Annotated in this window: 20 protein-coding genes; 3 read left to right on the plus strand and 17 right to left on the minus strand. The window is 62.1% G+C overall.

All coding sequences use genetic code 11. The features are described from left to right. Position 1: 1 nt before the first annotated feature. Positions 2-1,321, minus strand: a complete 1,320-nt coding sequence (locus HB630_RS18285; RefSeq protein ID WP_213773679.1) for a substrate-binding protein — start codon at positions 1,319-1,321, stop codon at positions 2-4. 57 nt (positions 1,322-1,378) lie between these two features. Beyond that, positions 1,379-2,425: a carbon-nitrogen hydrolase family protein gene (locus HB630_RS18290; protein ID WP_213773680.1), complete on the minus strand. Its 1,047-nt coding sequence runs from the start codon at positions 2,423-2,425 to the stop codon at positions 1,379-1,381. A gap of 144 nt (positions 2,426-2,569) precedes the next feature. Here HB630_RS18290 and HB630_RS18295 point away from each other — a divergent pair, with 144 nt between their 5' ends. Beyond that, on the plus strand, positions 2,570-3,607 hold the full coding sequence (locus HB630_RS18295; protein ID WP_213773984.1) for a LysR substrate-binding domain-containing protein: 1,038 nt from the start codon (positions 2,570-2,572) through the stop codon (positions 3,605-3,607). Between the two features lie 11 nt (positions 3,608-3,618). On the opposite strand, the gene HB630_RS18300 is transcribed toward HB630_RS18295, so the two are convergent. From HB630_RS18300 to HB630_RS18335, 8 genes are read right to left on the minus strand one after another with little or no spacing between them, the layout of a single operon-like run. Further along, positions 3,619-4,221, minus strand: coding sequence for a VOC family protein (locus tag HB630_RS18300; RefSeq protein ID WP_213773681.1), 603 nt, complete (start codon positions 4,219-4,221; stop codon positions 3,619-3,621). 50 nt (positions 4,222-4,271) lie between these two features. Continuing rightward, a complete protein-coding gene (locus HB630_RS18305; protein WP_213773682.1) occupies positions 4,272-4,991 on the minus strand; it encodes an SDR family oxidoreductase in 720 nt (239 codons plus the stop codon). Then, positions 4,988-5,845, minus strand: coding sequence for an ATP-binding cassette domain-containing protein (locus HB630_RS18310; RefSeq protein WP_213773683.1), 858 nt, complete (start codon positions 5,843-5,845; stop codon positions 4,988-4,990). Before HB630_RS18310 ends, HB630_RS18305 begins: the two co-directional genes overlap by 4 nt. Continuing rightward, complete coding sequence (locus HB630_RS18315) at positions 5,842-6,729, minus strand: ABC transporter ATP-binding protein (protein WP_213773684.1); 888 nt, start codon at positions 6,727-6,729, stop codon at positions 5,842-5,844. The genes HB630_RS18310 and HB630_RS18315 overlap by 4 nt, the downstream gene beginning before the upstream one ends. Continuing rightward, positions 6,726-7,613 carry an ABC transporter permease gene (locus HB630_RS18320; protein WP_213773685.1) on the minus strand — a complete coding sequence of 296 codons (888 nt, stop codon included), beginning with the start codon at positions 7,611-7,613 and terminating at the stop codon, positions 6,726-6,728. Before HB630_RS18320 ends, HB630_RS18315 begins: the two co-directional genes overlap by 4 nt. Beyond that, positions 7,606-8,613: an ABC transporter permease gene (locus tag HB630_RS18325; RefSeq protein ID WP_213773686.1), complete on the minus strand. Its 1,008-nt coding sequence runs from the start codon at positions 8,611-8,613 to the stop codon at positions 7,606-7,608. The genes HB630_RS18320 and HB630_RS18325 overlap by 8 nt, the downstream gene beginning before the upstream one ends. Positions 8,614-8,635: 22 nt before the next feature. Next, entirely contained in the window at positions 8,636-10,180 is a 1,545-nt protein-coding gene (locus tag HB630_RS18330; protein ID WP_213773687.1) for an ABC transporter substrate-binding protein, read from the minus strand. 59 nt (positions 10,181-10,239) lie between these two features. After that, a complete protein-coding gene (locus HB630_RS18335) occupies positions 10,240-11,481 on the minus strand; it encodes a dienelactone hydrolase family protein (protein ID WP_213773985.1) in 1,242 nt (413 codons plus the stop codon). Between the two features lie 175 nt (positions 11,482-11,656). On the opposite strand from HB630_RS18335, the gene HB630_RS18340 reads away from it, so the two are divergent. Continuing rightward, entirely contained in the window at positions 11,657-12,247 is a 591-nt protein-coding gene (locus tag HB630_RS18340; RefSeq protein WP_213773688.1) for a winged helix DNA-binding protein, read from the plus strand. A 100-nt stretch (positions 12,248-12,347) separates the two neighbouring features. Here HB630_RS18340 and HB630_RS18345 read toward each other — a convergent pair whose 3' ends face one another. From HB630_RS18345 to HB630_RS18375, 7 genes are all read right to left on the minus strand, one after another. Continuing rightward, complete coding sequence (locus HB630_RS18345; protein WP_249780910.1) at positions 12,348-13,649, minus strand: ArgE/DapE family deacylase; 1,302 nt, start codon at positions 13,647-13,649, stop codon at positions 12,348-12,350. A 79-nt stretch (positions 13,650-13,728) separates the two neighbouring features. Further along, positions 13,729-15,006, minus strand: a complete 1,278-nt coding sequence (gabT, locus tag HB630_RS18350) for a 4-aminobutyrate--2-oxoglutarate transaminase (RefSeq protein WP_213773689.1) — start codon at positions 15,004-15,006, stop codon at positions 13,729-13,731. A gap of 80 nt (positions 15,007-15,086) precedes the next feature. Then, the gene (locus HB630_RS18355) at positions 15,087-15,998 is read right to left on the minus strand and encodes a LysR substrate-binding domain-containing protein (RefSeq protein ID WP_213773690.1); all 912 of its coding nucleotides are present in this window, start codon (positions 15,996-15,998) and stop codon (positions 15,087-15,089) included. 203 nt (positions 15,999-16,201) lie between these two features. Continuing rightward, entirely contained in the window at positions 16,202-16,909 is a 708-nt protein-coding gene (locus HB630_RS18360) for a hypothetical protein (protein ID WP_213773691.1), read from the minus strand. A gap of 102 nt (positions 16,910-17,011) precedes the next feature. Continuing rightward, a complete protein-coding gene (locus tag HB630_RS18365) occupies positions 17,012-19,093 on the minus strand; it encodes an alkaline phosphatase family protein (RefSeq protein ID WP_213773692.1) in 2,082 nt (693 codons plus the stop codon). A 377-nt stretch (positions 19,094-19,470) separates the two neighbouring features. Then, on the minus strand, positions 19,471-20,847 hold the full coding sequence (locus HB630_RS18370) for a cytochrome c peroxidase (protein ID WP_213773693.1): 1,377 nt from the start codon (positions 20,845-20,847) through the stop codon (positions 19,471-19,473). After that, the gene (locus HB630_RS18375) at positions 20,844-21,686 is read right to left on the minus strand and encodes an EfeM/EfeO family lipoprotein (protein WP_346656109.1); all 843 of its coding nucleotides are present in this window, start codon (positions 21,684-21,686) and stop codon (positions 20,844-20,846) included. Before HB630_RS18375 ends, HB630_RS18370 begins: the two co-directional genes overlap by 4 nt. Positions 21,687-21,930: 244 nt before the next feature. Here HB630_RS18375 and HB630_RS18380 point away from each other — a divergent pair, with 244 nt between their 5' ends. Then, entirely contained in the window at positions 21,931-22,422 is a 492-nt protein-coding gene (locus HB630_RS18380; RefSeq protein WP_213773694.1) for an A24 family peptidase, read from the plus strand. Positions 22,423-22,434: the final 12 nt, after the last annotated feature.

The following is a 22,434-nucleotide window of genomic DNA, read 5'->3' on the forward strand; positions in this document are numbered from 1 at the left end:
CTCAGATATACGGGCCGAGCTTACAGCCGAAAAAGTCCGGCGTGTTCATCACGCTCTCGCCGTCGACGACATCGACGACCTCGTAGAAATCCTCCGGATTTTTCATCTCCGCGGGCGCCTTGCCGCGAAGGATCGGAATCGGCCGCACCATCTGATGGTCCTCGGCACGGAAATAGACCTTGCCGATGGTGGTGTCATAAGGCTGCGCCTTGGAATTCTCCATCGCCTTGATCACATCGACCGGATTGAACGTGTTGACGCGCTCGACGGTGAGCGCCCAGAGATAGGTCTGCATGTAGGCGATGTGGGCGCCCCAGCGCGGATAGTATTTGTTCTGGGCGACGAAGGTTTCGACGAAGGTCTTGGCGAGCGGGTAGCGGTCCTGCAGGCTCCACCAGAAATCGCAACTGCCGTAGACGCCCTGCATCAATTCGGCGCCGAGTTCCTTGTCCTGGAACGACGACAGGTTGGGGACGACCAGCTTCATGCGCTTCAGCACGCCGAACTGCTCGGCCTGCTTGGTCGAGGCGATGGCGTCGCCGCCGAAGGCGATGTTGACGAAGACATCGGCACCGCTATTGGCGATGTTCAGGAGCGCCGAGCTGTAATCGGTGGTGCCGAGCGGCACGACCTCCTTGGCGACTTCCTGCCAGCCCTGCTCCTTGGAAAACTGGGCGAAGCTGTCATAGACGGTGTGGCCATAGGTGTAGTCCGGCACCAGGAAAGCAGCCTTGATATTCTTGCCCAGCGCCTTGGCCACGACCGGAGCCAGCGCCTTGGCGGCCATGTAGGCGTTCTGCTGTGAGCGGAAGCCGTAGCGCTGGCAATTCTTGCCGGTGATGTCGTTGGAGCCGGCGATGCCGACCATGTAGAGCACCTTTTCGCGGGAGCCCAGTTCTTCAAGCGCAATGGCGCTGGCGCTTGAGACCGAGCCTGCCAGCATGATCGCCTTGTCCTGCTGGATGAACTTGGTCGCGCTCTGCACATCGAGGTTCGGCTTGCCCTCGGTGTCCGAGACATTGTAGCGGATCTGGCGGCCGAGCACGCCCTTGCCTTTCAGGCTCCATGCCCGCGCGACATCGCTGCCGGCGTTGATCTGCGCGATCGCCAGTTCATAGCCGAGCTTGAGGTCGCCGCCGTCGCCCGAGAACACACCGGTCAGCGGGATGGTCAGGCCGACGAACACCGAATCCGCGGAGACGCCATCCGGAAACGTGCCGATGCTGGCCGGCGACTGCGCCATGGCGCCGACACCTGGAAGCATGAGCCCGGCTGCGGTGCCGGCTCCTCCGAGCAAAAGCTGCCGACGGTCAAATTTCATGACGCACTCCTTATCAGTTCGATCACCACCGGAACCAGCCGGTGACTGCGATCGGGGCTAGGCCCCAGCGAAAAATCCCTTGTCGTCCCGCGCACCGGTTTCGGCCTCGGCCAAAACGGCAGATAGCTCCGGTTCGTTGACGAAGGTGGCAGGACTGAGCCGACGGCGATTGACGTTGAGGTCGAAAATATCGAAGCGGTTATAGTAGCCGACCACGTCGTGAAACTGCTTCGGCTCGACACAACGGTTCAGATCGATGTCGGCGTAGAGGATGCCTTCGTCCTCGCACAGCGATTCGCCGATCTGTTCGCCGGTCGGATCGATGAAGAACGACGCCGCACGCGGCGTGGCGTCCAGCACGGCAGCCGCCGCCGGATCGCGCGCCACCAGCATATCCCGCGCCGCCTTGTCGAGCACACCGGCGGTAACCAGACCGAAGACCTTGGCCTCGAAGCAATGCGCGCTGGCGCGAATCCGGGTCGCGGCCGCGATGTGATAATTGCCGCCTTCGGCCGGACGGCGGGTCGGCCACACCGGCGGCCAGCTTGAAATATGGAACTGTTCGCCCTGCGCCATCAGCGCGTAGCGTGCCAGCGGATTGGTGTTCTCGCCGCAGATCAACTGTCCGACCCGTCCCACTCTGGTGTCGACAACGCGCAACCCGGCGCCGTCACCCGCGCTCCATATCAGCTTTTCATAGAAGGTCGGAACCAGCTTGCGGTGGTGGTTGAGGATTTCGCCATCCTCGCCGATCAGAAGGTTGCTGTTCCACAGGCCGCCGACGCTGGCCGTCGATTTCTCGCTGATGCCGATCGACACCAGGATTCCCAACGAACGCGCCTCGTCCCGGATCGCCTTCACCTCGGGGCCATCGACCAGGACGGACTGATCCGCCATGCGCACGAACAGGTCGTGGTTGTCGATCGGCGCCCACAAGGCGGCCCAAACCGGAAACGCCGGGATAAAAGTCTCCGGAAACGCCACGATTGCGGCGCCGGCTGCGGCGGCTTCCCGGATCAGCGAGATCGCCTTTTTCGTGGTCGCCTGCCTGTCCAGAAATACCGGCGCCGCATGTACCGCGGCAGCCTTGAAGCGAGCCAGCATGAAATCCGTCCTCTGTTGCAGGCAGGCTAGGTTGCTTTGCAGCGATCCGGGTAGAGGCAATCCTGCAACCGGCCTTGCAAACGCCCTGCCAGCCCCACGCCCGCCCAAATTGGCATAACTTTTGCCTATAAAATTGGCATGAACATACAAGACTTTAATTCGCTCGATTGGGACGACCTCAAGGTCTTTATCCACGCGGCCCACGGCGGAAGCCTGGGCAATGCGGCAAAACGTCTGAGGGTGGATCAATCCACCATCAGCCGCAGGATCGCGCATCTGGAGAGCACGCTCGGCGTCGCGCTGTTCGAGCGCCTGCCATCGGGATTGCGCGTCAACGAAGCCGGCGAGCGCCTGCTCTGCCATGCCGAGCGGATCGAGAGCGCCGTGATCGCGATGCGCGAGGACCTGCAATGCGGCGGCAGCCGGATGGCCGGCCGGGTGCGGCTTGCCACCATGGAAGGCATCGCCTCGCTTTACCTCGCCTCCCGCTTCGCCGGCCTGCGACAGCAGCATCCGAACCTGACCATCGAATTGCTGACATCGCCTCAGGCGATCTCGGTCAACCGGCGCGAAGCCGATCTTTTCCTGAGCTTCTTCCAGCCGCCCGGCCAGGGCATGGTGTCCGAAAAACTCGGCTGCTTCCAGCTCAGGCTATTCGGCTCGCAAAGCTATTTCGACCAGAACGGGATGCCCGAGAGCCCGTCGGATTTGGCCCGGCACAGCTTCGTCACCTATATCGACGATCTCATTCAGCTGGCCTCCGTGCGCTGGCTCGACGATGTCATCAAGAACCCGAAGGTCAGCTTTCACTCCAACAGCATGATCGCGCAGATGAACGCCGCGGCCGGCGGCATCGGGCTGGTGCTGCTGCCGAGCTTCGCTGTGGACGGCCGCGACGATCTGGTGCCGGTGCTTCACGACAAGGCGTCGACAGCCCGCGAAGTATGGCTCAACGTCCATACCGACCTGCAATTCGTGCCACGCATCCGCGCGGTGTCCAGCTTTCTCAAATCGACCTTCAAGGCCGATCCGATGATGCAGGCGGACACATCCGATCGTAAACCGGTCGAGCGGTTACGCAGCGTTCCGACCGAGAGCTTTGTCTGTCCGCCGGACCAGCGGCGCCAGAGCATGGGACGTAATGCTGCGGCGCTGTCATTCGAACGGGCGCGGATACGCTGACGAGAAGCGCCTTATTTCATCGGCTCCGTGGTCATCCAGAGCAATGATTTTGCGTCCTTCTCGTAAGCCATTCCCTTGGGATAGCTGATCAGCTCCATCTGCAGGCCCCATGGCGCGAAGAAATACAGGATCGACTGTCCCGCCGCGGGGCCTTCATTGATCGGGACCGGCCCTTGCATCGTCCTGACATTCTTTGACTTGAGATAGGCTGCCGCCTTGTCGATATCATCGACATAGAGAGCGATGTGGTGTCCGCCGATGTCGCTGTTCTTCGGCATATCCTTCGCCTGGTCGGGCGCCTTGTATTGAAACAGCTCGATATTGGAGCCATAGCCGCAGCGGACCATGCTGACCTCTTCGATGACGGCGCGCGGATTGACGTTGACGACATCCTGCATGAACGTTCCCTTGTCATCCGCGAACGGCCCGAACGACATCGCATGCGTACAGCCGATCACGTCGGTGAAGAAGGCAGTGGCCTCCTTCACATCCGGCACGGTGATGCCGGTATGATCGTGGCCACGCAGGCCGGGGATGGAGTCAGCCGATGCCGGCAGCGGCGACACGCCGATCACCAGTGCGGCGAGGGCGAGCAGGAATCCGGACTTGGTCATGGTCGTTTCCTTGTGGTTCGCGGGTTTCAAGCTCTTGAGGCCTTCGCGGATCAGCCCGGCGACGCCAATTGACGTTCGATGGCCTTCGGATCATGCGCGAGCCCCTGGGCGAGACCGCGCGCCATGTCTCCGACATAGATTTCTTCCTCGCCGGCTTCGAAGCCATCGAGGATCTCGGCTGCCGCCTCGGCCGGCGCCATTTTCGGAATCGTCAGCATCGCGGTCATCCTTGTATCGACCGCGCCGGGCAGCGCCGCGACAACACGAACGCCCTTCGGTACCAGTTCGCCGCGCAATCCCTGGGTCAGGCTGAGGGCCGCCGCCTTGGAGGCGCAATAGGATCCCATGAACGGCAGGTTCACCCGCGCCAGAATCGTCAGCAGGTTAAGCACGGCGCCGTGGTTCTTGATCAGCGCCGGCGCGAAGGCCCGCGTCACGCGCAACGGCGCAAGGTAATTCGCCTCGATCTCCTCGCGGGCGAACGCCAGATCGGGAGCCAGCATGAAGGCGGTGTTGCGGTTGACGCCGGCATTGTTGATCAGCAGCGTAACGTCGGTCGCAAGCGCAGCGGCCTTGGCGACCTCATCATCGCTGGTGACATCCATCTTGACCGGCACCAGGCCGGGCAATGCGGCGAGGGAGGAAACATCACGCGCGGCGGCGTAGATCTTGGCCGCGCCGCGGGCCACGAGCCCGGATATCAGCGCCTGTGCGATCGCGCCGGTGGCGCCGGTGATGAGAACGACGGAACCCTTGATGGTCTCGGTCATGCGGCTGATCCTTGCTGGTGAGGGATAACAATCGGGCTGGCATCGTCCAGCCAGCCCGGTTCAACGTCGGGCAGCGGAATCGCCGAGAGCAGCTGCCGCGTATAGGCATGCTGCGGGGCGCTGAAGATGCGGGTGACCGGTCCGTATTCGACGACCTCGCCGCGGTGCAGGATCGCGACATCGTCGCAGAGCACCCGGACGACCGACAGATCGTGACTGATGAACACCAAGGTGAGACCGAGTCTCGCTCGCAATTCCCGGAGCAGCAAAAGAATATGCGCCTGCGTCGACACATCGAGGCCGGATACGATTTCGTCGGCGACGATGAAGTCCGGCTCCAGCGCCAGAGCGCGGGCGATCCCCGCCCGTTGGCGCTGGCCGCCCGACAACTCATGCGGATAACGATCGATAAATCCCGTCGGCAGCCCGACCAGATCGAGCAAGGCCGCCGCTTGGTCACGCCGGTCCCGCCGTCCTTTCAAACGTCCATGCACCTGCAGCGGTCGTGTCAGGATGATGCCCAGCCGCAGCCGGGGATTCAGCGACGACTGCGGATCCTGGAAAATCATCTGAATCCGCGAACGCAGCGGCCGCATCTCCGCCTCGCTGAGGCGGCTGATCTCGACGCCGTCGAACTGGATGCCGCCGGAGGTCGGCTTCAGCAATCGCACCAGCAATCGTCCGAGCGTCGTCTTGCCGGAGCCCGACTCGCCGACAAGGCCGAGCACGGAGCCGCGCGGCACGGCCAGGTCGACGCGCTTGACCACCTCGCGCGGCACCGGCCGGCGAAACAGCCCAGCGCGCTCCGGATAGGCGAAGCTCAGGCTGCCGGTCCGGAGCAGGATATCGGTCATGCCGGCCCCGCTGCGGCCAACCGGTCGAACTGATGCGCTTCCGACCACAGATTTTCGATCAGCGACGGCGGCACCGGACGTAGCGCTTCGGCCGGACGATCGGCGCGCGGCGTCGCTGCCAGCAGCGCGCGCGTATAGGGATGGCCCGGCCTCGCCAGTACATGCGCCGTCTCGCCTTCCTCAAGAACACGGCCGGCATGCAGCACGGTCATGGTGCGGCAAATCTTCGCCACCACGCCGAGATCATGGGTCACGAACAACACCGCCGCGCCGTGGCGTTGCCGCAGCCGCTCGACCAGTTGCAGCACCTGGCGCTGCACGGTGACATCGAGCGCCGTGGTCGGCTCGTCGGCGATCACCAGACTCGGATCGCAGGCGAACGCCATCGCGATCAGCACCCGCTGCCGCATCCCGCCGGAGATCTCATGCGGATAGAGTCCGAGCACCCGTTCCGGCTCGCGGATCGCGACTTCGGCGAGCAGTTCGGCCGCGCGCTGCAGCGCCGCGCGTCTCGACGACGCGAGGTGATGCCGCAACAGAATCGCGACCTGCGCACCGATACGCTTCACAGGATTGAGCGAGGTCATGGGATCCTGCGGAATCAGCGCGATGCGGCGGCCGAGCAGGCTGCGTCGCTCCGGCTCCCGCATGGCGAGAAGATCGCGTCCTTCGAAGGCGATCCTGCCGGCGGCGATGGCCGCATTCGCAGGTAACAGCCCGAGCACGGCGCGGCCCAGCATCGATTTGCCGGCGCCGGATTCGCCGACCAAGCCGCGGACTTCACCGGGCTGAAGCTCCAGGCTGACGCCGCGCAGCACGTTGGCCGCACTGGTGCCTGCGCCGATCGTCACCCGCAGGCCCTGGATAAAAAGCGCCGGTGTCATCGCCGCTGCACCGGATCGAGCAGCAGGCGCAGGCCGTCGCCGAGCAGATTGAATCCGATCACGCTGAGGATGATGCAGCCGATCGGCAGTGCCATGATCCACGGCGCCTGATGCACAATCTGGCGGCCCTCGGCGATCATGCCGCCCCAGGTCGGGGTGTCGCCGGCCACCGAAATGCCGACAAAGGACAGGATCACCTCGACCAGGATCGCGATCCCCATCTCGACCGCCAGCAACGTGACCGTTAGCGGAACCAGGTTGGGCAGAATTTCAAGCCACATGATTCCGCCACGGCTCAGTCCGATCACGCGCGCCGCGGCGGCGTAGTCGCGCCGCAACTGCGTCATGGTCTCGGCGCGCACCACGCGGGCAAAACGGGTCCAGTCGACGACAACAATCGCCGCAATCACCGAGGTCAGCCCCGCCCCGATCACCGCCGCCAACACGATAGACAGCAGCACCGGCGGAAACGCCATCCAGACGTCGATCAGGCGCGAGGTGAGTTGATCGACCCAGCCGCCGAAGCTGCCAGCGATCAGGCCAAAGGCGATGCCGATCACCGCCGCGAGCGACGCCGCGATCAGCGCAACGACGACGGCGGTCCGTGCCGAATAGATCAGCCGCGACAAGACGCAGCGGCCGAGGCTGTCGGTGCCGAACGGATAGGCCGGCTCCCCGCCATTGATCCAGGCCGGGGGCAATTGCGCCGACATCAGATCCTGTTCGATCGGATCATGCGGCGCGATCAGCGGCGCCAGTAGCGAGACCAGCAGCAGGATGCCGACCAGCGCCACGCCGATCCAGAGCCGGGCGCCGCCCCGCTTCAGCCCGGCGACCAACCGCGACGAATGCCCGACGGAAAGATCGTGAGCCAGGTCAACCATGGCGCAATCTCGGATCGAGCAGCGTGACCACGAGATCGACGGCAAGATTGAGCGCGATGAAGAGCACCGCAAAGGTCAGGACCAGGCCCTGGATCAGCGGGAAATCGCGATTGATCACGGCGTCGATCGCCATGTTGCCGATGCCCTCATAGGAGAAGATGCGTTCGACCAGCACGGTGCCGCCGAGCAGCAGCGTGGCCTGGACGCCGCCGAGCGCGACGGTCGGGATCAGCGCGTTAGGAAACACCTCGCGCAGCAGGATTTCGGGGCGAGAAAAGCCACGGGCGCGGGCGATCTGCGCGTAATCCTGATCCTCGGCTTCCGCCAGCGAGGTCTTCAGAATGCGCGCCACCAATGCCGCAAAGGGCAGCGCCAGCGCCAACGCCGGCAGGATCATGTGGTGCAGCAGCGCATCGGCGACATCGAATCGTCCGGTCAGCAGGCTTTCGACCAGATAGAAATTGCTGTGAAAGCTGATGTCGAGCTGAGGGTCGATGCGGCCCGAAATCGGCAATAGCGGGATCAGCACGCCCAACAGCAGCAACAGGATCAGGGCCCAGAGAAAATCCGGAACAGCCAGCAGGACACCGATGCCGATATCGACCAACCATTCCATCCGCCGGCCGCGAAGATGGATGCCGATCAGCGCCGCGATCAGGCCTAGCCCCACCGCGATCAACAGCGCCAGCAACGCCAGTTCGAGCGTCGCCGGCAATCGCGCCAGCACCAGTTCGAAGACGCCCTGGTGTACGCTGATCGATCGTCCGAAATCGCCATTCAGCACCTGGCCGAACCAGGTGACGAACTGCTGCAGGATCGGTTGATCGAGCCCGTAGAACGCCCGCAGCCGTGTGATGTCGGCAGGCGTTGCGCCCGGCGGAATCATCATGGCGATGGGGTCGCCGGGCACCACGCGCAGCAGCACGAAGACGATCACCGCGACGCCGAAAAGCGTCGGCGGTATGAGGACGAGTCGCCTGATGATCTCGCCCCATCGCATCGCGGTATCGCCTTTTGCGTCCTTAAGCCGGCGTGATCAGTTGCGGAAGGATCATGCCGTTGGACTGCGCCACGACCTTCAGTCCCTTTTTGTGGAGAATCGGCTGCACATACTGGAACAGCGGGATCACCTCGCCTTCCTCCGCGATGTATTTGTCGACCGCCTTCCAGCCGGCGATCCGCTTGGCCTCGTCCTTTTCGCCCCACAACGGCCCGATCCGCTCGACCAGATCCTTGCCCTTCCAGGCGCAATGCGGCGATGGGCCGAACATCGCAAAGCCGGTGGACGTCGAGGGATCGCCGATCGCGTTGCCCCAGTTGTAGAACGCGGCCGGCGCCAGCGCGTGACGCGCGCGCAATTCGAAATGCTGCGCGATCTCGTAGACCTCGATGGTGGCGTCGATCCCGACCTTGCGCCACATCCCGACGATCGCCTGGATCATCTCGTAGTCTTTCGGCTTGAAGCCGCGCGTGGTCTGGATCGTGAGCTTGACCGGCTTCTCCGGCGAGTAGCCGCTCTTGGCGAGCAGGCTCTTCGCCAAATCGGGATCGTAGGCGACCTGGATCGAGGGATCGAAGGCGGCGTAGCCCGGCGCTTCCAGCGTTGCGATCGGAACGCCATAGCCCCTCAGCAGCCGGTCGACGATCGCCTTCTTGTCGATCGCATGATTGGCGGCGAGACGGACATTGCGGTCGAGCATCGGATCGATATCGGTGATGAAGATCATTGCGATATCTGACACCGGCTTGGTCTCGCCGACCAATTCCGGCTTCGCTTTCAGGCGGTCGAATTCCTCGTAAGGGATTTCGAACGTGACATCCGATCCGCCGGATTCCATCTCGGCGACGCGGCTGGTGGGGTCGGTGACGAATTTGAACACCACGGTCTCGAACGCGGGCTTGGGCCCCCAATAACCCGGATGCGCCTTGAGGCGGAGGAAGGCATTTCGCTCGAAGGCGTCAACCTTGTACGGCCCCGAACCGATCGGCGCCTTTTCAAAACCATCCGCGCCGACCTTTTCGTAATAGGCCTTCGGCAGGACGTAACCGGTGAGGAATGCCATCCATTTGAAAAGCGTCGGCTCGAATTCCAGCACGTCGCCGGTGATGGCGTTGCCGTCGATCTTGAAATTGCCGACCTTGGACCAGACGAACTGGATGGGATTGCCGCTTTTCGGATCGGCCGCGCGCTGCAGCGACCAGACCACGTCTTCAGGCGTGACCGGAGAACCGTCATGCCAGGTCGCGCCGGTGCGCAACTCCAGCATGATCTTGGTTTGGTCGGCGTTCCAGCCCCATTTCGTCAACAGGCCAGGCGTGAAGGATAAATCAGGCGCCTGACCGATATAGGGATCGAACACCGCCTGATAGATCGACTGGATGGTCGGGTTGACCGCAGACAATCCGACAGTCGGATCGAACGACGGCAAATTGACGTTGTAGGCGATGGTCAGCGTATCGGCGGCAGCGGCTTGCGCTTCGCCGCCGAGCAGGCCGGAGGAAAGCGGCAAGGCCGCCGCGCCGGCGAGCTTGAGGATGGTACGACGGGAAAGCGCGGAGGGCACCATGACCGTTACTCCATATGCGAGAACGGCGCCCGGGAGCGGGCGCCGTTGACTGACTGCGACTATTCGGCGGCCTGCGGCGCGCTTTCGGCCCAGCGCGCCATCAATGTGTTCGACGGCAGCGTCTCGTCGACGAGTTTCTTCGCTGTCTCTATGCCTGCCACCGGGAGCAAAGCAGGGTCGAGCAACCCGATCTGCACCAGCACCGAGGCCTGATCCCAGTAGATGTGTTCGTTGTAGAGCTTGTCGCCACGGAAGCGGACGATCGCGATCAGCGGAATCTCCACATATTTTCCGGTCGGCGGCACGCCCGGCAGCATCCAGTCGATCTCGATGTCGTGGGTGAAACAAAACAGCATCTCGTCGACGACGCGATCGGCGCCGATGGTGCGCGAGATCGGGATCAGCCTGGTGTCCTGCGGCGTCTTCGGAATGAAATGATTCTTGTAGAACCGCAGCAGGTCGCGATAGCCGACGCCCCCGGTCATGGTCGGGATGTGATTGACGTAAGGCTCTGCGACCATCGTCGCCATGGTCTGTTCGGCCGACCGCACCGCGAATTCCAGTTCGGTATGCCGGTCCCACAGCGCCGAGAGATCGTAATGCGGGCCCATCACCTTGCGGAATAGCGCGATCGAGCGCGAATGCGCCATCAGGGTCGCCGGCTTGTTGAAGCTGGCGCGCTCCGGAGCCGCGAAGGCGTGGTCACAGCCGGGATATATATAGAGTTCGACATCGGGGCGCTTGGCGAAGGCGGCCTTGACCTGCTCGCGCGCTTCCGCCGGCGCGAACCGGTCAAGCTCGGCGAAATGAAACACCATCGGGCCTTTGATCTGCGCGGCCTCGCCGAGATCGGCCTCGATGCCGACGCCATAGTAGGAGACGGCGCAATCGACATCGGTGCGGGCCGCGGTGAGATAGGCGAGCTTGCCGCCAAGGCAGAAGCCGAGCGCGCCGACCTTGCCGGTGCATTCGGGGCGCGCACGCAACACCTTGAGCGCGTCGGCGGCGTCCTTGATCGACTGATCGGCGTCGAAGCGCTGATAATAGCCAAACGCCTGGTTGAATTCAGCCTCGGAATAGCCGAGCTCAATGCCGGGCTCCAATCGCCAGAACAGATCCGGCGCCAACACCACGTAACCTTCCTCGGCATAATAATCGGCGACCTCGCGCATCGAGAAATTGACGCCGAAGATCTCCTGCAGCAGCAGGATGCCGGGTCCCGATCCCGAGGCCGGCACGGTCAGATAACCCTTGAAGCTGCCGCCATCCGCGGCAGCGATGTCGATCCATTGTCCCGCCATTGCATCGACCTCCCGTCTGAAACGCTTGACGCCCGTGCCTGGTATCGTCGCTTCGTATTGCCGCTTCATCGTACTTTCTTAATTGAATTTTTAATGTAAGAATCATACTTGTAAATGACATAGATTAAGCAGGGCATGCCTACGCCTTGAGCGCACGCGACATCGGGAGACCGTTTTGAAGAAGACCCAAAAGACCGCGCTGAAGAAAACCGGCAATGCTGCGAAGCCGCAAAATCATGCGGCCGTCACTGAGCGGCCGGGATCCTGGCATCTGGCGCGGACCGAGACGGAGCGGCGGCTGTCGGATTTCGAGTTCAGGCTGGAGCGGCTGGCGCAAGCTTACTATCGCTGGAAGGCGGCGTGTCTTGCCGCCGTCTGCGACGTGCCGCTCACGGGCGACGATGTCGCCGTGCTCAACGTGGTTCGGATGGGCGATGAGCCGAAGCGGCTTTCCGAGGTCGGACAGTTGCTCAACCGCGTCGATGTCCCCAATCTTCAATACGCCACGCGCAAGCTTGTTCGCGCAGGCCTGATCGAGACCGAGGGCAATTCATCGCGCAAGGAAACGCGCTACCGGGCCACCCCGGCCGGGCGCTCCGTCACCGAAGCCTACGCCGCCTTGCGCGCCGCGACGTTGCCGCCGATGCTCGAAGCCCTGGACGGCTGGGTCGCGAAATCCGAGACCACGAGCATCCATCTGGATTTGATTTCGAGCCTCTACGCGCAAGCCGCGCAGGTCGCGATCACAAAGCGGCATCAACCCTGAAAGCCCTAATCCAGAGCATCATCCTGAAAAGCATGCCCTCGGGCTACGACCGATGGCTGGAGACCGGCTTTCCGAAAAGATCATGCTCAAAAAGATGAGATCATGAAAGCCGGCTCAGGCCGCACCATTTGGCGATGAACAGAGCGAGGCTCAGCGTGGTCTTGCGCACGCTCTCGAGTTCGACCCGTTCATCGAACGCATGAGGTCCGATACCATAGGGGCCGTAACACAGCGCCGGAATGCCGAAATCGACGGCGTAATAGCGCGTATCGTTGACCGCGGTGGACAGCCGGTCTTCCATTCTCGTTTGAAAGGCGCTCTCATGCGCGATACGAAGCGTCGCTTCGGCTTCGCTACCCGGCTCGCACAGGGAGGGATCGGCCTGGAAACCGCTCCATTCCAATTCGGTCGGATTTTCCGACAGGAAACTGTCGTTCTTCTGTGCCTGATCAAGACAGCGCTCGATGCCGCGCATGGCCTCCTGCGGCGAAGAACCCGGCAGCAGACCGAGCCGGCAATCCAGGTCGCACCAGGCAGCGGTGGAACTCGCCCAGTCGCCGCCCTTGATGATGCCGACATTGAACTTGATCGGATCCTTGACGCCGCTGAACCAACGATCGTCGGCCGCCTTGGCGTTCAGCTCCTTCGTGTAGTCCTGAAACGCGCGCATCAGGTGCATCGCAGATAGGATGGCGCTGGTGCCGGATTCGGAATAGGCGACATGCACGGGCTTGCCGCGCACACGCAGCCGGAACCAGATCGCACCGACTTGCGCACGCGTCAGCGTGTGCCCGGTCGGCTCGGGAATCAGACAGGCATCGGCGCGATAACCACGCAATAAGGTCGCCAGCGCGCCATTGCCGGTGCTCTCTTCCTCGGTGACGGTTTGCAGATGGATCCGCCCCTCGGGGGCATAACCCGCGGCCCGGATGGCGTCGAGCGCGAAGATCATGGCCGACACGCCGGCTTTCATGTCCTGCGCGCCGCGGCCGATCATCCAGCCGTCGCGAACCGTGGCGGCATAGGGCGGATCGCCCCAGAGGCCGGCCGGACCTTCCGGCACCACATCGATATGGCCCTGGAGAATCAGACTTCGCCCATTGCCGTTTCGATTGCTGGTGGCGACGACCTGCTTCGATCCGGCAAGGTCGATGTCATCCATCGGCGCCGCCTTGGGATGCGCGGTCAGATTTACATCCGCGAGACTGAAAACATCGACCTCGTAGCCGCGATCGGCAAACCGCTCCGCCAGCCAGTTCTGGATCGGCGCCTCCTGCCCGCGCAGGCTCTGGAACTGAACCATGCGCGCCAGAAACGCGACTTGATCGTCGAAGCCACGATCAACGGCGGCGCGCAGGTTATCCGTGAGCTGATCCGGCTTGGTCATCGCGTCGGCTGCCAAAGGCTTCTCCTGTCAGGACTTAAATTTGCGTACGATACCACCGATATTGATAACACCGTTAGCGGACCCGGATGGCCCCTCAGGCGACAAGGCATGTCTCCAGAATGGCGAGGCCTTCGTCGACGATCGCATCCGACGCCGTCAGCGGCACCAGAATCCGGATCGTATTGGCCGTGGTCCCGCAAGACAACAGCACTAGGCCGCTTTCGTAGGCCAGCCGGGTCACCCGCGCGGTGGCCTCCGGGTCGGGCTCGCTGCCGCCGCGCTGCTTGAGAATGTCGAACGCGATCATCGCTCCGGGCCCCCGCGCCATCGAGATCGGCAACAGATGATTGGCAAGGGCGAAACGGTTGACCGCTGTGCGCACCCGTTCGCCGATCGCGTTGGCGCGCGCCAGCAGACCCTCGTGTTCGAAAACGTCAAGCACAGCCAATGCTGCCGCGCAGGCCAGCGGATGACCGGCATAGGTCCCGCCGAGCCCGCCCGGCTCCGCTGCATCCATGATGGCCGCGCGCCCGATCACTCCCGACAATGGGAATCCGCCGGCGAGGCTTTTCGCGACGCAGATCAGGTCCGGCTGCACATCATAGTGCTCCATCGCAAACATCTTGCCGGTGCGGCCAAAACCGGTCTGCACCTCATCGGCAATCAGGACGATGCCGTTTTCGTCGCAAATGCGGCGCAGGCCGCGCATCAATTCCGGCGGCGCCTGGTGAAAACCGCCCTCGCCCTGCACCGGTTCGATGATGATCGCTGCCACCTGCGAGGCGTCGATGTCCGCCTTGAAAATAAAGGCGATATAGCGGAGCGCGTCGTCGACCGTCACCTCGCTGCCGGCGACGGGGAACGGCACATGCCATACGCCGGGCAGCGGCGGCCCCAACCCTTTCTTGTAGGGCACGACCTTGCCGGTCATGGCCGACGCGAAGGCGGTGCGCCCATGAAACCCGCCGGTGAACGCGATCACCGCGCTTCGGCCGGTAGCGGCGCGGGCGATCTTGACCGCATTTTCGGTGGCCTCCGCGCCGGTCGTGAGCAGCATCGACTTGGCCGGACCATTGAGCGGCGCCAGCGCGTTCAGCCGCTCGGCGAGTTCGACATAGGAATCATAGGGAAGCACCTGGAAACAGGTGTGGGTGAAACGATCGAGCTGGTCGCGAACCGCCTGCATGATACGGGGATGCCGGTGGCCGGTATTGAGCACCGCGATGCCGCCGGCGAAATCGACATAGCGCCGTCCTTCGACGTCCCAGACTTCGCTGTTCAGCGCCTTTGCGGCAAAGACGGGCGTCGCGTGACCGACGCCGCGGACCACCGCCGCCTGCCTGCGTGACCACAATTCCGCATTCGACGCCATCGCCTGTCTCCCAAACAAGCGGCCAGCCTAGAAGGCGCGTGCGGCCGATCAATCAGCTTGTTTGTTCGCTCTGGTGGCTTCTATGCACCGTTCGGAGCATCGTGCGCGCCAGCAAGCACCCGCCTCAGCCAGTCCCGCAGCGCCACGATCGCAGGATCGTTCCAGCGCTCCTTCAGCGCGACAAGCTGATAAGTGCCCATATAGACCGATGTCGGGACGACTTCGACCAGCGTCCCGGCGCGCATGTCATCGCCGACCAGAACGTCGTTGGCGAGCGCGACACCCTGACCGAGCCACGCCGCCTCGATCGCGAGGTGGGCATGCCAAAGCCGCTGGCCACGCAAGGGAGGCAGGTCGGAGAGGCCGGCAAGTTCGAACCAGCGCTCCCACTGTTCGGTGGACTCTTCATGGATGAGCGCGATCGAAGCCAGATCGGCAAGGCTCCCGACCACAGGATAGCGCGCAAGATAAGAAGGACTTGCCACCGGAAAAACCCGGGGCCGCATCAGCGGCTCCGCCATCAGGTTGGCGTCCGACTCGATCACCCCGGCGTAGACGATTTCTGCATCCGCCTCCCCGCGCGCGAGATCCGGATGCGAAAGGGTCGGTTGCAGGTTCACGTCCCAATTGCGCGGCGGACCTGTGAGCTCCGGCAGCCGCGACAGCAGCCGGCGATTGGCGATGCCTGGAATACACCAGATATTCAGCGCAGATTGCGATGCCGGACGAACCGACGTCGTGGCACGGGCGATGATATCGAACGCCTGCGATATCATCCCGTGGAATGCAGCGCCGGCCTCGGTCAATGTCACACCGCGCCCTTCGCCACGGACCAGCACCACGCCGAGACTCTTTTGCAGGTTCTGGATATGACGCGACACGACGGTGTGACTGACCGCAAGCTCGTCCCCCGCTGCGCGTATACTGCCGGTACGGCCGACCGCTTCAAACGCGCGCAGCGCGACAAGGGAAGGCAGGCGTGGTCTGGTCATGCCGCGCTTGATTACAGTAATAATGTCTTGCCCGCGCTAATGAAAATGCCGATTCTCATCAAGAGAACTCATTTCGGCTTCGAATCAACTTCTATTTTGAGCAATTATCCACCCGGCCGGGAAATGCCGCGGCAGGCGTCAAAAAACGTGTCAAAATAAGAAGAACAGAGCTTGGGGTCTGATTCCGTCAGAACCGAAAGTCTCTAGCGATGCGAGGGATCAGGATCTTTTTTATCGTCGACCCACACGTCACTTTGCTTGATCCGCTGGATCAGGGCTGCGGGATCGAATTTCCGGGAGCCTGGTGGAATCTCGAATAATTGCGCCGGCTGCGGTTCGTCCCGAACGTTCCGGGCCGTAATGATGATGCCGTCCTCGGTCTTGATTTGCAGCGGGAATTTGCGCGCTGGATCAATCCAGCCGAAGAATTCCCGGCCGGGAGCCGGGATGGCGCGATAGGCGACGACGCTATTGCCGTCGATGGTCTCCGCTCCGACGCGCTCGCAGCGCCAATCTCCCTGATCCGCAATGCCAGCCAGTTTCGACATGGCCTCCCACTGCCCACATGGATTGTCCGGATCGACCGGCACGAATATCCGGGTCAGCCGGCTTGATTGGCGGGCGTCCATGAACAGCCGCGCGGCGGGCCGCACAAAAACGGCCACGGGCTTTGCGCCATCAATGACAAAAAAGCCGTCCGTCAGTTCCGGCGTTTCAATGCGCACATGGTCGCCGGCAACGCGCAGCTGGCCTGCCGGCTCCGCAGCGCCGTCGCCTTTCACCGCGACGAGATCGGCGGAAAACTGCTGCGCCCGTGCCAGAGCGCCGTTGAAGAACAGAATGCTCGCAAGGGCAAGCAAGCTCAACACCGACCTGTTGAGCGGAAAAACAATCGTCTGGCCATTGGCCATCGTCAAAATTCCCAGGGCATGCTCGCATGAGCCGTCGAAAAAAGCAGCGCCGACCGAGCCACCAGGCCCGGTCGGCGCCAACTCTACGAGTTCAGATCACAATCACTCGGTATAGGGCTGAGTGACCGCGCGGCTGAAGTCGAACGCGTCGAACAGGTCCGAAAGCGCCGGGCTGTTGGTCGGCACATAGGGATTGCTCTTCGCGAAGGTCGGGTTCGGCAGATTATCGCGGCTGCGGTTCGTGAGCGGCTTCAGGCTCCAGTTACGCTCGATGAACTTCAGCAACGACACCTGGTCGCCGTAGTTGTGGTAGACCTTGCCGCCGGTCGAATACGGCGAGAGGATCAGCATCGGGATACGCGGTCCGTCGCCGAAGAAGTCGATCGACTGGATGAAACCGGAATCCCAGTAACCGCCAGCTTCGTCCCAGGTGACGAACACCGCTGTTTCCGCCTTCAACTGCGGATTGGCGTCGAGCGCACCGAGAACGTTGAGCACATAGGCTTCGAACAGATCGACCTTCGAGCTCTGCGGATGACCGTCGAGCAGACCGTCCGGCTTGCCGAACGACACCGCATTCAAGGTGTTGTTCTGGATCGCCGTGATCAGATCAGCAGTGTCCTTGACATGCGCCGTCCGCACAGCCGGATCGGCCATGATTGAGGTCGCATACTGAAACGGATTGCAGATCTGGCAGTAGGCTACGCCGACGGCATTCGCCGGATCGGAGATCGCCGCTGCGGTCAGGTTCGGGCTGGTCGGATTCGCCGCAACCGCTTCATTCGAGAGCGCGACGGCCGCATTGTAGGAGCCGCCGTAATAAGCCCAGGAAATGTTCTTTTCCATCAGCTCATCGCCGATGGTCCGAAGCGGGGACGGCGGGAGGTTGCCAGTACCCGACAGCGCACCGTTCGGCAAGAAGCCGGGGTTGACGTTGTTGAGCATGTAGTAATGGTTGGGCTGGCAGTTCGGCTCCGCCGCGTAGGGCAGGTTCTCCAGGTAGGTTATGATCGGCTTGACACCGGGCTGGGACACGTCAGCGCAGGCGCTGAAGTTGCCGTCGACCATGTATTGGTTGACGGTGCCCGAGACCGGGTTCGGGTTCGCGATCTGGTTCGCCGGCGGGGTGGTCGGATTACCCTTTCCATCGCTCCAGAAAACAACGTCGCCAGTACCGAGCATGACGTGGTTGGCAGCGGTGCCGCCATGGAACGACTGATGGAAATTGTCGGTCAGGGTGAACCGGTCAGCCAGCTCCTTCAGGATCGGAGCCTCTTCCTGCTCCGCGTTGTAGAATCCCATCGAGTTGCCGAGGCTCTTGTTGCCCGAGGAGTAGGTCGCCATCACGAAAGGAAACAGGTCGGTCTTGCAGCCGGAGGTGTTGGTCTTGGTCACGTTGTCGAGGCTGCAATCATCCTGCTGCCAGTCCGTGTAGAAGCGGTGCGTCGTATCGCCGGTGTAGTCGTCGTCGGTGAGCTGGGGACCCTGCAGCTGGAACGGTCCCGTCAGAGTGCCGGCGCCCGGAACGCGAGTGTCCAGTGAATTGGCCGGCAGGTTGGTCGCTCCCGTGGTCAGGATGTCGAGAGACGCCGGATCCATATCCTTTTCGACGCTTGCTTCGGCGATCGTCTTGAACGGAGCGCCAGTGTCGCTTTGCGTCGCCGGAGTGCCTTCGGTGTTGGGCTGCGGCATCACGTTGGTCGCGCCATAGGGCGACTTGGCAATGGCCGGAGCACCGATGTAGTACGACGACTGTGCGGCGACCGAATACTGCTGAGCCTGAGCAAAGTTCGGGCCGGGGGTGCCGTCCTCGTTGACAATGCCTTTCGACAGCAGGTTGCTGATGGTCTGGCCGGCGCCCTTCGGCTTGTACACACCGAAGGTGTGATCGAGGCCGCGGTTTTCACCGATCAGGATGATGACGTGCTTGATCGGCGTAGCGGTCGAACCGGTCGGGCTCGTCCCCTTGCCACCAGCCTTGTTCTTGGCGAGCAGGTTCTGGAGATCCTGATCGATCTTGTTCTGAACCGTGCTGAGGAAGCGGTTGGGATGCGAACGCAAATCCCAGCTGCTCCGGCCCCAATTGCTTGCAGCGTAGCTGGCGGTTCCGACCGCCATCGTCGAAACGATGCACAGCGCGGTGGTGACCCGCCATCTTCTATTCAAATTGAACGTTGGTTTCATTTGTCGACCCCAAGGTTAAAGTTAACGTCGCGGTACTTAGTGGGTCAACATGACGCACGCATATCGATGATGTGAACGAGCGAAAGAAAATCAGAACGATTCAAAAAAGTTTCGTCGAAAAAATTTTCGACACATCCCGCGCAAGAAAATCCTGGAAAGAAATTTAAACTTCATCCGCCCGTCACCTGCGCCGGGGCAGCATTGATACGCGAATCAGCGCGCCATCTTCGCAAGATCGCTGAGCAATCTTTCGCCGTCGAATCTCACCAGTCGAATCCCGCGAATTCGGCGGCGCTAAATCCTCTCCAGAAAACTAAATTTCCCGATCGGAAAAGGTTTTTCGCACTTTACGCAAACGGCGCGGCGCAATATGCGCGTCAATGCGACATGTGCTTCGTCTGCAAGACCTGCCGCAGCGCCGCGTAATGCGAATCATGCACCGCGGGATTGAACAGCGACCACGGCTCGGCGCTGGCCAGCACCGCGGGAACGGCCGCGGCCATCAGCGAACGATAGTTTCTGAAATCGGTCGCCGCATCGGAAGTCCGGCCGTCTGCGACCGCCATATCGATTCGCCGCAAGGTAAGGACGAGCTCCTTCAGCGCCGTGCGCGCCAAGACCCTCTGTTGCTCGCCGCCCGACAGGCTGGTGTCCTTCCGGTCGGGATATTGCTCGGTCAATTCCCGCAGCTCATTGCCGATGGTGTCGACCGCGAGCGAAACGATTTCCTTGTTACCGGCCGGGATCGCAACCGCAAGAACGCTGGTGAAATCGTTGACTTCCCTCAGCGTATCGCCCGCGCCATCATGTTCGTAAGGCAGCGCGCCATCACCGACCACGGTGAGATAGGCGATAAGATCCTGCCTGTCCTGCGTGGATAGTCCGAGATCGAATACGCGGTCGAAATGCGCCACCACCTGGTCATAGCTGTCGAAACGGCCGTCGTGGAAATACGGCGCGTTGAAATCGGCATTACGCAGCGTCGGGGTCTTGAAAAAACCTCCCGAGCCGACGTCGTGCTGCTGATGATCGACAAACGTGGCCGAGGGAACGTGACAACCGGCGCAGCTCAAATTCGGATCGTGCGGAAACGGTTTTGAGAACAGGGCTTCACCGCGACGCTCCGAATCGCTGACCTTCCCGATCAATCGCCCGCCCGGACCGAGAGCCGCATTGGGCAGGAAATCGATGTCCTGGATATAGGCAACGAGGGCATCGAGGATGGCCGGCGACGGCTCAGGACCTGAAAATTCATTGACGATGACATTGTGGACGAAATCGCGCAGCGACGCAAAGCGACCGTCATGGCCATAGGGCGACAAATATCGCGCGCCACGCAGGCTGGGGATCGTGACCGGATCGAGCACGAAATTGTCGGCTTCCGGGTTGAACAGCGGCCCGGTGGTGTCGAAAGTGCCCGGGCGCGTCGACATCTTCGGCATGAAGAATTTGGCGTTGCCGGCGCCGTTGACGTGGCACGTCTCGCAGCTCACGCTGGCCTGCCGCGCCACTCCGCCGAGGATCGCCGGCGAACTGAAGGCCAGATTGCCGAGATTGATCATATACGACTTGCCGCCGGTGATTTCGGAGTGAAATATCTCGCGCGGCTTGTCGAGCGCGTCTTCGTTGAGCTCGGTCTTCGGCGGCAGCGTCGTTTGGTCGCCATCGACCGGAAAGGCCATGACACGCCCATACACACCAGCAAACAGCAGGCCGAACGCAAGAGCAGCAATTGCTGAGCGGCGAATCATCATCGCGACGCCGCCTCCAGCGTGGAGCGATGCAATCCCAGCTTGTTCGATGCGTCCTGCAGCGTGATCACCAGCTCTTCGCTGGCGCGACGCAATGCGGTGACATCGATATGCTGCAGATCGGGCGCCGCGACGATCGTCTTCAGTTGCGCGATTCTTGTATCCACTGCACCGGCGAGCTTGGCGTCGGCATTCTTGAGCGAGGGCGAGAAAATCGTCTGATAGGCGAATTCGATGCCGGCGACGTTGTTGCGCATGTCGTCAAGCGATGTTCCGCTGATACGCGATTCGCCGCCATCAGCCTTGCTCTCGCCGACCTCATAAGCCAGACGCACGGTACCGTCCAGGAGACCTTGCGGCGGCAACGGCATGTCGCGAAGCTTCGCGTGAAGACCGTCCAGATGTTCCACGAGCGCGTCGGCATCTTTGCCGACGTCGGTGCGGCCGGCGCCAAATAACGCAGCCTCGATGGCATGGTAGCCGCTATCCGCGTTGGGCCAGGCATCGATCTCGGCATCGAGTTCGGGAACAAAGCCGGCGGTGAACACTTCGGACCGTTCCCATCCGGCACGCGCCGAGACCCATGCCTTTTTCGCCCCCGCCAGATCTCCGGCGGCAGCGCGCTCGCGCAGATTCCGCGCACCTGCCAGCGCCTGGCCGATACCCTCAATCATGTAAGGCCGATACTGCTCCGCCGCGTCATCGAGCGCTGCTGCGCTTGCCGTGCGCACGCCAAACGCCAGCAGCGCAAGACACGCTGCTACTCTCGTATCGATCATCGTCTCAAAGCTCCTGGCCGCAACGAGTTCGCGGCCGCCACAGAACGTGGCAATTACCTGCACGCAATATTGCCAATTCACTATGCTATTTTGTGACGGTTTGTTTCACACTGCGAATTTTCCTTAGAATAAAGAAATTTTTCTACCGGAATAATCCGGCTGATAAAAATATCGCATGATCGACTGCTGTTCGTTTTCGGAAAAATAATTTCTTCAAGAAATTTGCGTATTCTCGTCACAAGATCGATACGTTGTCATCGCCTCGATCATCCCGAGCTGAATCTCCCGTCATCTTCGGCAGGACTCCATGCCTATCGATACCGAGTCTCTGCAACTCTCCGGATTGTTCGCCGCGCTTTGCCTGCTGTGCGGCGCGTTGGCACTGACCGATATTCGACGCGGCATTATTCCGGACGGGCTGAATCTGTCCATCGCCGTTCTCGGGCTGGTCAAAGCCGTCATTGCCGGGGACACAATGTCCGGCATCGGCGCCCTATATGAAGGCATGGCGGTCGGGCTGGTCTTCTGGCTGTTACGACGGCTGTATTTCATGTTGCGAAAAGTTCAGGGACTCGGCCTCGGAGACGTCAAGCTCCTTGCCGCTGCGACGCCGTGGATCGGCATCGCCGGGATTCCAATGTTGTTGCTGATCGCCACGCTCTCCGCGCTCGCCGCAATCGGCGGCCTGCAACTGGCCGGGCACGCCATGACGCGGCAGACGTCGCTGCCGTTCGGACCGTTTCTGGCGATCGGCCTGCTGTTGACCTTCACCGCACAGCAATTCCTCGGTGCGGCCTGACGCTCTCCCGAA

The organism is Bradyrhizobium sp. dw_78, assembly GCF_018449525.1.
Taxonomy (GTDB): Bacteria; Pseudomonadota; Alphaproteobacteria; order Rhizobiales; family Xanthobacteraceae; genus Bradyrhizobium.